At 67.4% G+C, this 12,383-nt stretch carries 6 protein-coding genes; all 6 read left to right on the plus strand.

Annotated features, from left to right (window positions below; all coding sequences use genetic code 11):
• Positions 1 to 213 precede the first annotated feature (213 nt).
• The 6 genes from IAE60_RS05375 (at position 214) to IAE60_RS05400 (ending at position 12,370) form a co-directional block, all read left to right on the plus strand.
• The gene (locus IAE60_RS05375; RefSeq protein ID WP_187574147.1) at positions 214 to 3,315 is read left to right on the plus strand and encodes a TonB-dependent receptor; all 3,102 of its coding nucleotides are present in this window, start codon (positions 214 to 216) and stop codon (positions 3,313 to 3,315) included.
• Positions 3,316 to 3,467: 152 nt separating this feature from the next.
• The gene (locus tag IAE60_RS05380) at positions 3,468 to 5,924 is read left to right on the plus strand and encodes a GH92 family glycosyl hydrolase (RefSeq protein ID WP_187574148.1); all 2,457 of its coding nucleotides are present in this window, start codon (positions 3,468 to 3,470) and stop codon (positions 5,922 to 5,924) included.
• Positions 5,925 to 5,999: 75 nt separating this feature from the next.
• Complete coding sequence (locus tag IAE60_RS05385; RefSeq protein ID WP_187574149.1) at positions 6,000 to 7,154, plus strand: LacI family DNA-binding transcriptional regulator; 1,155 nt, start codon at positions 6,000 to 6,002, stop codon at positions 7,152 to 7,154.
• Between the two features lie 174 nt (positions 7,155 to 7,328).
• A complete protein-coding gene (locus IAE60_RS05390) occupies positions 7,329 to 8,312 on the plus strand; it encodes a carbohydrate kinase family protein (RefSeq protein WP_187574150.1) in 984 nt (327 codons plus the stop codon).
• 73 nt (positions 8,313 to 8,385) lie between these two features.
• Positions 8,386 to 9,909, plus strand: a complete 1,524-nt coding sequence (locus IAE60_RS05395; protein ID WP_187574151.1) for a tryptophan halogenase family protein — start codon at positions 8,386 to 8,388, stop codon at positions 9,907 to 9,909.
• A 328-nt stretch (positions 9,910 to 10,237) separates the two neighbouring features.
• The gene (locus IAE60_RS05400; RefSeq protein WP_187574152.1) at positions 10,238 to 12,370 is read left to right on the plus strand and encodes a TonB-dependent receptor family protein; all 2,133 of its coding nucleotides are present in this window, start codon (positions 10,238 to 10,240) and stop codon (positions 12,368 to 12,370) included.
• Positions 12,371 to 12,383 lie beyond the last annotated feature (13 nt).

Consider the following 12,383-nt stretch of genomic DNA (forward strand, 5'->3'; position numbering starts at 1 on the left):
CCCGGGAACCGCTGTGCTAATTATGCTTTCCGTGGATTAGACCGATCTAATTCGGTCTTTCGTGAAGGGGAGGGGCCAGGAAGGGAGCCTGGGGTGCCGTCATGGCGCACGGACCTTCCTGCAGTGACAGGTTCTTTTTATTTCCTTGTGTTTTAGATCGATACAAAATCCATCGCGCCAGCAGCTGATCAATCTTGGGAGAGGGTGATTGAAATGAAATGCACGCCATACGCACGCAACCGCAGCACGCTGTATCTGGGGATCGCCATCGCGTTGTCCGCGACCGTCGCATCCGGTAATGCGCTCGCCCAACAGGCGGAAAGCGCGCCCGCCACGTCGGGCCAGGCCGAGGTGCAGGCCACGGACCTGGACACGGTGACGGTCAAGGGCTACCGCTACTCGATCGAGCAGAGCCTCGAGCAGAAGCGCAACGCGAACGCCGTGGTGGAAGTGATCACAGCGGAGGATGTAGGCAAGTTCCCCGACAAGAACGTCGCGGATGCGCTGCAGCGCGTACCGGGCGTGCTCATCAGCCGTGATGGCGGTGAGGGCAAGAACGTCAGCGTGCGTGGCCTGTCCTCGGAGCTGGTCCTGACCCAGTTGAACGGCAACTACATCGCCAGTGCCGAATCCAACGGCGACCCGACCCGTTCGTTCAACTACGCACTGCTGCCGTCGAACATGCTGGGCAGCGCCGAGCTGTTCAAGACGCCGGAAGCGCGCATCGACGAGGGCGGCATCGGCGGCACGGTCATCCTGCATACGCGCCGTCCGCTCGAACTGGAGCCCAACTCCGGCTTCGTCAATGTCGAAGGCACCTGGGCGGACACCACCAAGAAGACGGATGGACAGATCTCCGGCTCGTACTCCTGGCACGACAAGGAGGACCGGTTCGGCGTCTTCGTCGGCTACACCCAACAGAAGCGCACCGTGCGCACCATGGGGGCCAGCACCGAAAGCTGGCAGTGGTACGGCCGCGACGAAGGCGGCACCGCGGTCGACGTCAACGGCAAGCCCTCGGACTTCAACTCCAACTGGTGGGGCGGTACCGGCTTCTGGGACCAGAACGGCAACTACTACACCGGCTTCATGATGCCGACGTCGGTCAACTTCAACGTCAAGGAAGAAGAGCGCGAGCGCAAGGGCGGGCAGCTGACCTTCCAGTTCAAGCCGACCGACAACCTGACCCTGACCGCGAACTACTTCCGCTTCGACCTGTCGCAGGATTCGCAGACCAATACGCTGAAGGTCCCGGAGTGGAACATCGCGCGCTACTACGGCGACGGCAACTGGCGGGGCGGCCGTCTGCTCGACGGGCTGACCTTCGATCCCAGCGGCACCATCGTCACCGGCGCGAACTACAGCCTGCACCCGGGCAAGGCCTATTACTGCAGTGAGGAAGAGGCTGCCGCCGCCGGCATGGCACCTGGCGGCTGGGGTTCGGACGACTGCACCGTGCCGACGCCGCAGATCACCGGCAGCTACAACATCGAGAAGTCGCTCTCGCAGACCGCCGACTTCGGCGGCGAGTGGCGCGGCGAGAAGCTGGACGTGTCGTTCAAGGTCGGCCGCACGTGGGCCAAGGGCGGGCCCGAGCTGCAGTTCTCGCTGCCAATCAAGCCGCGCCGGCAGAATGCGGACGGCAGCTGGACGAATGGCAACTACGCCAGTGCGTGGGACCTGACCGGCACGCCGACGATGACGTTCTCGCCGGAGCTGCTGCAGAACCTGCAGAACGGCATCCTGCAGGTCGACCTGGGTTCGACCGGCTCGTCGTGGACCCGCAACGACACCCGGCAGAAGTACGGCCAGGTCGACGGTACCTGGCACTTCGACGGCGATGTGTTCGAATCGCTGCAGTTCGGCGTCAAGGCCCGCGACGGCGGCATCCACCGCAGCACGGGCAACAGCTACTGGGTGTGCCCGGGCACCGACCCGAGCGACTACGACAACCGGTACTGGGCCGGCCGCTGCAACAGCGTCGCCACCCAGTTCTCGCCTGGCCTGATCACCTCGTTGGGCAACCTGCCCGGCGGCATCAACGCCAGCGCGTACCCGGCGATCAACTTCCCGGGCTACATCGCCTACCTCAACAGCACCTACGGTGCGATGCAGACCCGCGAGGAGGACAATTTCGTCTACAACGTCGACGAGAAGATCTACTCCACCTACCTGCAGGCCAACTTCCGCACCGACCGCCTGCGCGGCAACGTCGGCGTGCGCATCGCGCGCACCCGGCAGCATGCCGACTCGACGGACAAGATCACGTCCTACAACGACTACTTCTTCGATGGTGCCGATGGCAACCCGCTGGCCTGCGTCCAGGGTGATGCGACGCCGACCGGCGCGCCTGCCGACACTTTCTGCGGCAGCGAGGGCTATTGGAGGCTCCACGAGCGCGTCGCACGGCCCGAATCGTACGAAGTCGCCGCGCTCGATCGGACCTATACCGACGTGCTGCCGAGCTTCAATCTGGCCTACGACCTGACCGATGACCTGGTGCTGCGCGCGGCCGCGTCCAAGGTGATGTCGCGTCCGAGCTACGGCGACATCGCCTCACCGGGCAGCCTGGCGTACTACAGCCAGGAGTACGTCGACGACCGCCGTTTGACCGGTGGCGCCGGGGAGCTGGGCTGGTACGGGTCGGGCAGCAACAAGGGACTGGAGCCGTACCAGGCCAACCAGTTCGACCTGGGTCTTGAGTGGTACTTCCACCCGGGCTCGGTCGCCGGCGTGGGCCTGTTCCGAAAGAACGTCCAGAATTTCGCCGTGAACGTCATCACCGACGTGAACATGCTCGTCGGCGGCGAAATGGTCACCGTACAGAACTACAGCACCCAGGCCGGCGGACGGGATGCGGTGTCGCAGGGCGTCGAACTGTATGCGCAGCACACGCTGGATTTCGGCCTGGGCTTCCAGTTCAACTACACCTACAACGACGCCAGCAAGGCGGCCGTGACGCTGGAGGACGGCACGGAAGTCGGCAAGACGTCAATGCCCGGCAGTGCGAAGAACCAGACCAACTTCACGGTGTTCTACGAAACGCAGGACCTGTTGCTGCGCGCCTCGTACAACCGTCGCGGTGAAGTGGTGCAGGGCCTCGTCAACGGGCTGAATGTCTACCAGGAGCCGTACTACCAGGTCGATCTGAACGCGGCCTACAACATCACGCCCGCCCTCAGCATCAGTGCGTCGGTACTCAACCTGACCGAGGAAGAGACGCGCTCGCACCTGGGCAACGACACCAAGGACCGCTTCTACACCAACGGGTATGCGGGCCGGATGGCATACCTGGGTTTGACGTACAAGTTCTGAGGTCGTGCCGTGTGTTTTGGCCCCATGCTTTCTCTCCCGCCCGGCGACGGGCGGCATGGGGCCGACGGCCCGGCTACGGCCGGGCCACTTTTCTCCTCGTGTGCGGTGATCCATCCGGATGCCGCACGCGCTGAATCACAGGACTGGAACGCATGAAGTCGACCTCCCCGCATTCGCTGCTCCGTACCGTACCGCTGCTGTTCGCGCTGGCGGTTTCCGCCGCGCTGCCGGTGGCAGCGGCCACGCCGGGCCTGAGTGCCGAGGTCAACACCTTCATCGGCAGCAAGGATGACGGCAACACGTTTCCCGGCGCATCCGCGCCGTTCGGGATGATCCAGGTCAGCCCGATCGGTTCCCACTATTCGGGATGGCGCTACGACGACCCGCAGATCCGCGGTTTCGGGCACTCCTTCCTTTCCGGGGCGGGATGCTGGGAACAGGGTGGGCAGGTTTCGGTGTTGCCGGTGACCGGCCGCATCGGTCACGGCGGCGACTTCGACACGGCCGATCCGAAGGCGTTCGACCAAAAGCGCTACGGCTCGCGCTACCGCCATGACGGCGAAAGCGGGCAGGCCGGCTACTACAAGGTGCGGCTGACGGATTACAGCGGGATCGATGCGGAAGCCACGGCGCTGACCCGCGCGGCGGCCGAGCGTTACACCTTCACCGCGACGGGGGAAGGCCATGTGCTGGTCAATATCGGCCAGGCCAACGAACGCCACGCCGTGACCGGCAGCACGCTGACCGTGGTCGGTGACCGCGCGGTGGAAGGCAAGCTGGTGACCAAGAGCTTCTGCGGCGGCCACCAGTACACCACGTGGTTCCGTCTGGAGTTCGATCGCCCGTTCACGTCGTTCGGTACCTGGGGCGAGGCCGGCGGCGTGCCGGGATCGCGCCACGGGATGGAAGGCGAAGGCAAGCCCAGCGGCGCCTGGCTGACCTTCGATCTGGGCAGCGACCGCAGCGTCACCGCCGTGTCGGCGATCTCGCATGTCGATGCCGAAGGTGCGCGCAACAACCTGCGAAGCGAGGGCATGACCGGAGGCAGGCTGCTCCGCTTCGACGAGATGCGCGCACGTGCGCAGAAGGCCTGGGACAACGAGCTGTCCAGTGTGCGCGTGCACGGCGGCGGGCGCGATGATCGCGTGGTCTTCTACACCGCGCTCTACCATGCGCTGCTGCAGCCGATGACCGGCAACGACGCCGATGGCCGTTACCGGGGCTACGACGACCTCATCCATCGCGCCGACGGATGGACCTATTACGAATACTTTTCGCTGTGGGACACGTACCGCTCGCAGAACCAGCTGATCGCGCTGTTGCGGCCGCAGCGGGCCATGGACATCGCGCGTTCGCTGCTGGCCATCGACCAACAGGGAGGCTGGCTGCCACGCTGGGGCTATGCCAGCTTCGAAACCAACATCATGACCGGCGATCCGGTCACCCCGTTCCTGGTGGATCTGTGGCGCTTCGGTGCGCTGCAGGGGCGTGAGGCCGAGGCATACGCCGCGCTGCGGAAGAATGCGTTCGACGTGCCGCCGCTGAATTCGCGCCATGCCGGCCGTTCCGGCAATCCCAACTACCTGGCGCAGGGCTTCGTCCAGTACGACCGTGCATTTCCTTCCAAGGGCATGGACGTGGATCCCCATCATGGCGGCTCGGCGACCCTGGAATACGCGCTCGCCGACTGCTCACTGTCGGTGATGGCCGGTGCGCTGGGGCATGGCGACGATGCCGTCGTACTGAAGCGCCGCGGACGCAACTGGCGCACGCTGTGGGATGCGTCGGTACGCGACGAGGCGGCGGGTTTCACCGGCTTCCCGCGTCCGCGCACCGAAGACGGGCAGTGGTACACGCCGTCGGACGGCCATTACAGCCCGCGTTCCCACCACGGCTTCCACGAGGGCACCGCCTGGCAGTACCAGTGGCTGGCACAGCAGGACGTGCCGGGACTGGTGGAGGCGATGCAGGGGCCGCAGGAGGCGGCGCGGCGCCTGGACGACTTCTTCGCATACGACGCGCTGCTGGCCGATCCCGCCGGCGCCGCGCGCAAGGAGTGGGTGGTCGGGCCCTACAGCTACTACAACCAGTTCCGCTACAACCCCAACAACGAACCGGACCTGCACGTGCCGTGGATGTACACGCTGATCGGCCAGCCGTGGAAGACCTCCACGGTGCTGCATGCCGCGCAGCAGCTGTTCACGAATGCGCCCAATGGCGTGACGGGCAACGACGACCTGGGCACCATGTCGGCGTGGTATCTCTTCAGCGCGATGGGCCTGTATCCGGTAGTGCCCGGGACCGGGCAGTTCGTGCTGCACGCACCGCGTTTCTCGCGCGTCGATGTGGACATGGGCAACGGCCGCACGCTGCGGATCGAAGCGCCCCAGGCCGGCGACGGGAAGCCGCGCTACATCCGCGACGTATCGCTGGACGGCCGCGACCATGCCGCCGTCTGGCTGGACTGGGAGCGCCTGCGGCAAGGCGGTCGCCTGCGCTTCGACCTGACTGATGCACCGCAGCCGCAGGGTTGGGGCACGCGGGCGCAGGACCTGCCGGCATCGCCCTGCGCCGTCGAGCCGGCATCGTCGTCGGGAGCCGGTCGTTGAACCCGTGCTCCACCCGCGCATCGAAGTCCGCATGATGGTTTACGCTGGGCGCATTGTCGGAATGGATCGATCCAGATGAGCCAGAAACGCCCACCTCGAGCAGGCTCCAAGCGCGCGCCCGCGGCCGCCCCTTCCAAGACCGCGAAGGCGGCTGCCGGCGCCGCCCCGGGCGCCAAGGCTGGCAAGGCGAAGCCAGCGGCGCGCGCGCGCGGCCCGCAGCGGGTGGTGACCGTCACCGATATCGCCAATGCCATCGGCGTATCGCGCGCCACGGTGTCGCTGGTGTTGCGTGGCAGTCCGCTGGTCCACGCCGATACGCGTGCCCGGGTGGAAGCGGAACTCAAGCGCCAGCGCTACGTGTACAACCGCGGCGCGGCCAACCTGCGCCGGCGTACCTCGTCCAGCGTCGCGCTGGTCATCAACGATCTGGCCAATCCGTTCTTCGCCGAGTTCGCGGCCGGCGTGGACGAAGCCCTGGGTGAGAAGGGCTACGTGACGCTGCTCGGCAGCACGGGCGAGTCGCCCGAACGCCAGCAGGCCGTGCTGGCGTCGCTGATGGAGCACACGCCGGCAGGCGTGATCCTGTCGCCTGCCGAGGGCAGCGATGCGGCCCAGCTGCACAAGGTGCTGGACGCGCGCGCGAACGTGCTGCTGTTCAATCGCGAACTCGCCGGCGCCGACGACTGGGGCTTCCTGGGGCTGGACAACCAGCACGGCGCGCAGCTGGCCACCGAACACCTGATTGCCCTGGGCCATCGCCGCATCGCGTTCTACGGCGGACATGCCGATTCCAGTTCCTGCCGCCAGCGCCGCGCCGGCCATGCGCAGGCGATGAAGCGGGCGGGCCTGCCCGTCGATCCAGCGTGGCTGATCGAGTCCGCGCCCAACCGCCTGGAAGCGGCCGCGCGAACCGGCGAACTGTTCGGCGACCAGGCGCCGCCGACGGCCGCCGTCTGCTACAACGACACGGTGGCGCTGGGCCTGATGCTGGGCCTGCTGGCGCGCGGCATCCAGCCGGGCAAGGGCTTCGCCGTGACCGGCTTCGACGACATTCCCGAGGCGGCGGTGACCACGCCACCGCTGACCACGCTGGCCGCCAATCCGCGCGAACGTGGACGACAGGCGGCGCAGCTGGTGCTCGCGCAGATAGACGAGGGTGCCGTGCCCCGCAGGACCATCGCGCCGGTCACGCTGTCCGTGCGCGAGAGCAGCGGGGTGACGCTGAAATGACCCTGTTGCCGCCCATCGTCGTATCGACGTGTTGCGTTACCGCGCGACGACGTCCGTACCCCGTCTCTCCTCTGATGCTTCCTTCGCCATGAAACCCATCGCTCCACATCACCCTCTCCATCGCCCTGCCGATCCCGTGCCGGCGCCGTGCGTCTTCCTGCGGGGTGGCTTCGCATGAGTCCTCCCTCGCGCAAGATCGTCTGCTTCGGTGAGGCCCTGATCGACATGCTGGCGCAGCCGCCGGCATCGCCTGAAGCCCCGCGCAATTTCCTGCAGTACGCGGGCGGCGCGCCAGCGAACGTAGCGGTGGCGGCCGCGCGACTGGGTGCGGATGTGCACTTCGCCGGCATGCTGGGCGAGGACATGTTCGGCGACTTCCTGTTCGACAGCCTGGCGTCGGTGGGCGTTTCCACGGACTGCATCGTGCGCACCGGGGAGGCGAAGACGGCACTGGCCTTTGTGGCGCTGGACGAGCACGGGGAGCGCAGTTTCAGTTTCTACCGGCCGCCGGCCGCCGACCTGCTGTTCCGGGCCGCGCATTTCACGCCGGCGTGCTTCGAAGGCACGGGCGTATTCCATGTCTGCTCGAACAGCCTGACCGGAGCGGAGATCGCCGACGCCACCTACGAGGGCATGCGTCGCGCGCGCGCCAGCGGCGCCACCGTCAGCATCGACCTGAACCTGCGCCCGGCCCTGTGGCCGCAAGGCGAGGACCCCACGCCGCGGCTGTGGCTGGCGCTGGCCGAGGCCGACCTGGTGAAGCTGTCGCGCGAGGAGTTGGAGTACCTGGCGCGGCCGTTGGGGGGAGAGGAAGCGGTCCTGCAGCGCCTCTGGCAGCATCGGGCGCAGCTGCTGGTCGTGACGGACGGCGCCGGACCCATCGCGTGGCATACGCGTGCGGCCAGCGGGACGGTGGAGACGTTCCAGGTCACCACGCTGGATACCACCGCGGCGGGCGATGCGTTCGTCGGCGGGCTGCTGTTCCATCTGACCCAGCACGACAGGCTTGGCGAAGGCGTGGCCGCGTTCGTCTCCCGTCACGACGATGTCGCCGCCGCGATGCGCTTCGCCGCTGCCGTGGGTGCGTTGGCGGTCACGCGCAAAGGCGCGTTCGCCGCCATGCCGACCGTGCAAGAGGTCAACCAGCTGCTGTCGTGACCGTCCCGCGCTTGGCGGGACCACGTGGTCACGACGTGTGGCAAGTCCCGTATAACGAGGAACAGGATCGAGCATGACGGCTACCGGCAACCCTATCCGATCCATCGTCGTCGTCGGCGGAGGCAGCGCGGGCTGGATGGCAGCGACCGCGCTGGCGACTTACCTGGGCAAGCAGGCATCCATCCGCCTGGTCGAGTCCGAGGAAATCGGGATCGTCGGCGTGGGGGAGGCCAGCGTCCCCTACATGAAGCAGTTCAACGCCGGCCTGCTCGGCATCGACGAGTTCGATTTCGTCGCCCGCACGCAGGGCACCTTCAAGCTCGGCATCCAGTTCAACGACTGGGGGCAGATCGGCGACTCCTACGTCCACGGCTTCGGCAGGATCGGCCAGGGCATCGGGCCACTGCCTTTCCACCAGTTCTGGCTCAAGCTCTTCCTCGCCGGCCGCGCGCGGCCCATCGGTGAGTACTCGCTGCCCACCCTGGCCGCCCCGCTGGGGAAGTTCATGTCCAGCCCGGGCAACGCACCGCCGGATTCGCCGCTGGCGGACATCGCCTACGCCTATCACTTCGACGCGGGGCTGTATGCGGGCTACCTGCGTGAGCTGGCGGAGCGGCGTGGCGTGCAGCGCATCGAGGGGAAGATCACCCATGCCGTGCAGCGCAGCGAAGACGGCTTCATCGACGCTGTGATGCTCGAAAGTGGCGAACAGGTCGCCGGCGACCTCTTCATCGACTGCTCCGGCTTCCGTGGCCTGCTGATCGAACAGACCCTGGAGACCGGTTACATCGACTGGACGCACTGGCTGCCCTGCAACCGGGCCATGGCGGTGCCGTGTGCCACGGCAGGTCCGCCAACGCCGTACACCCGTTCCACCGCCCGCGCCGCGGGATGGCAATGGCGCATTCCGTTGCAGAGCCGGATCGGCAACGGCTACGTGTACTCCAGCGAGCACATCAGCGACGACGAAGCCGCCGCCACGCTGCTGGCCAACCTCGACGGTCGTGCGCTCGCCGATCCGCGCCCGCTGCGCTTCACCACCGGCATGCGCAGGAAGCTGTGGAACAGGAACGTCGTCGCCCTGGGGCTCGCCAGCGGCTTCATGGAGCCACTGGAGTCGACCAGCATCTACCTGGTCCAATCGGGAATCCAGCGACTATTGGGCCTGTTCCCCGACCGTGGTTTCGACCCCCTGCTCGAGCGGCAGTTCAACGAGGAGTCCGCGTTCGAGTACGAAAGCACGCGCGACTTCCTGATCCTGCACTACTGCGCCACGCGGCGGAACGACAGCGCGTTCTGGGACTACTGCCGGACGATGTCGATCCCCGACACCCTGCAGCGGAAGATCGACATGTTCCGCAGCGGAGGGCGCTATTTCCGCACGGGCGACGAATTCTTCGCGCTGCCGAGCTGGGTGCAGGTGATGCTGGGGCAGGGGATCGTCCCTGCCGGCTACCATCCGATCGTCGACGACATGCCCGAACAGGCCCTCGTCGAACATGTCGCGCGCGTGCACCGATCGATCGCGGACAGCGTGGCGGCCATGCCACGGCACCAGGATTTCATCGATCGCCATTGCCGGGCGCCGGTGGGATGACGGGGCCCCGCGTGGCGGCTGCCTCGCGTTGACGCTGCGCGCAGTCCAACCGCCGAGTGTGCGTGGACGTATATCCTTCGCGCAGCTGCCGGCGCGACAGGCCTCGGACAGTCCTCCGCCGCAACCGAAGCAGTCGGGATGCGGTCGCGTCGGACTCGCCGACTGAGGAGATGTTGGAATCCGCGCGTGGTATATGCTGCCGGCCAGTTTCCATTTCTTCATTTCGGGCTCAACGTCGGCGCCCGGCGACAACCGACCGGTGCGATGCGACGACGTCGCTGGTGCGCGGTCGCGGTTTGCGCAGGCGTCCTGCCGACCGGTTATCTGCATGCATGCGATCTCGCGATTCTGTTGGATGGTGAGTGGTGCCGCACTGACGCCCGCGGCGCTGGGCGAAGAGGCCGGCGCATCCGGCGCGGCCGAGACCCTGGACCGTGTAGTGGTGACCGCGACGCGGCTGGAAGCGGTCACCGCATTCGATACGCCCGCCTCGATCAGCGTGGTGCCGATGGGGGATGGGGGCGCACGCACGCAGGCCGCGCTTTCGGAAGTGCTGGACGGCATACCGGGCGTGCAGGCGCGCGAACGGCAGAACTTCGCGCAGGACACCCAGTTGTCGATCCGCGGCTTCGGCGCGCGGTCCACTTTCGGCGTGCGTGGCGTGCGGCTGTACGCCGACGGCGTGCCGGCGACCATGCCCGACGGGCAGGGCCAGGTATCGCACTTCAGCATGCTGGCTGCGGACCGCGTGGAGGTGTTGCGGGGCCCGTTCTCGGCCCTGCATGGCAATTCCTCCGGTGGCGTGATCCAGGCATGGAGCGATATCCCGGACGAAGGCCATGACGCCCGGCTGCAAGCGAGCCTCGCCAGTCACGACACGTTCGTGCTCGGCGCGCGCCTGCGTGGCGCCGGCGATGCCGTGGGTTACAACGTGGCGGCATCGGTGTTCGATACGCGGGGCTATCGCGATCACGCGGCCGCGCGGCGCGAGTCGTTGAACATCCTGCTGCGCGTTCGCCCCGGCGCCGGCACGCTGGACCTGGTCGCCAATCATTTCGATGCGCCCGATGCGCAGGATCCGCTGGGCCTGACGCGGGCGCAGGCCTGGTCGTCGCCCCGGCAGGCTGCGTCCGTCGCCACGGCGTTCAACACGCGCAAGTCGGTGGGCCAGGATCAGCTGGGTGCGGTGTATGCGCGGCCATTCGGCGACGGACACCAGGTGCGGGTGATGGGCTATGGCGGCCGGCGCGATGTCGAGCAGTTCCTCGCGCTGCCGGTCGGCGCGCAAAGCAATCCCTTGAACTCGGGTGGCGTGATCGACCTGCGCAATACCTATGGCGGCGCCGACCTGCGATGGTCGTGGACCGGACACCTCGGGGACCAGCCTGTCGAACTCGCGGCCGGCTTCAATGCGGACCGGCAACGGCAGCATCGTCGCGGCTACGAGAACTTCGTCGGGCCCGCACTCGGTGTGCGCGGTGCGCTGCGGCGCGACGAGCGCAACACGGTGCGGAACGCGGACCAGTACCTGCAGGCGTGGTGGCGGTTCGCGCCGCGCTGGTCGCTGCTGGCGGGCGCGCGCCGCAGCCGCATCACCTTCACGTCTCGGGATGCCTACGTCACCGCGACCAATCCCGACGACAGCGGGCGCGTCGTCTACGACCGCGCCCTGCCGGTGGCGGGACTGGTGTTCGCGCCGGGCGATGCGTGGCGCCTGTACGCCTCATGGGGGCGCGGCTTCGAGACGCCGACCTTCAATGAGCTGGGTTACCGTGCCGATGGCGCCGCCGGCCTGGCGTTCGACCTGCGTCCGGCCGTCAGCCGCAATGTCGAGCTGGGTACGAAGTGGCGGGCGTCGGGCGGGACGACGCTGGAGGCGGCGGTGTTCCGTGCCGATACCGGCGACGAACTCGCCGTGGCGCGCAATGTCGGCGGACGCAGCAGCTACCGCAACGTCGGTGCCGCGCGCCGGCAGGGACTCGAACTGCAATCCGACGTGCCGCTCGGCGATGCGTGGCGCGTGCAGTTCGCGTACACCTGGCTGGACGCGACATTCCGCGACAGCTTTCCGATCTGCACGGCCGCCGGCTGCATAACGCCCGGGGTGCAGGTCGCCGCGGGCACGCGCATTCCCGGCATCGCGCGCCAGCAAGCGTCACTGCGGCTGCGTTGGCAGGGTGAGCGGTGGCACGCGGCGGCGCACCTGGTGGGCATGGACGATGTCACAGTCAACGACACCGGCAGCGAGCGCGCGCCCGGCTACGGACTGCTCCACCTGGAAGCAGGCCGCGAGTGGGCGTGGGCGAGCGGCCGCCTGCAGGCGTTCGCCCGCATCGACAACGCGCTGGACCGGTTCCACATCGGCTCGGTGATCGTCAACGAAGGCAATGGCCGGTTCTACGAACCCGGCGCAGGGCGCACCTTTACCGTGGGCGCGCGCTGGCACTGGGAGACGCCGTAGGTCGACGCTCGGC

The organism is Pseudoxanthomonas mexicana, from assembly GCF_014397415.1.
GTDB lineage: Bacteria > Pseudomonadota > Gammaproteobacteria > Xanthomonadales > Xanthomonadaceae > Pseudoxanthomonas_A > Pseudoxanthomonas_A mexicana.

What these genes read in the sequence shown, in the direction of transcription:
- IAE60_RS05375 (WP_187574147.1), top strand. Translation starts at nt 214, where the DNA reads ATGAAATGCACGCCATACGCACGCAACCGCAGCACGCTGTATCTGGGG.
- IAE60_RS05395 (WP_187574151.1), top strand. Translation starts at nt 8,386, where the DNA reads ATGACGGCTACCGGCAACCCTATCCGATCCATCGTCGTCGTCGGCGGA.
- IAE60_RS05380 (WP_187574148.1), top strand. Translation starts at nt 3,468, where the DNA reads ATGAAGTCGACCTCCCCGCATTCGCTGCTCCGTACCGTACCGCTGCTG.
- IAE60_RS05400 (WP_187574152.1), top strand. Translation starts at nt 10,238, where the DNA reads ATGCATGCGATCTCGCGATTCTGTTGGATGGTGAGTGGTGCCGCACTG.
- IAE60_RS05385 (WP_187574149.1), top strand. Translation starts at nt 6,000, where the DNA reads ATGAGCCAGAAACGCCCACCTCGAGCAGGCTCCAAGCGCGCGCCCGCG.
- IAE60_RS05390 (WP_187574150.1), top strand. Translation starts at nt 7,329, where the DNA reads ATGAGTCCTCCCTCGCGCAAGATCGTCTGCTTCGGTGAGGCCCTGATC.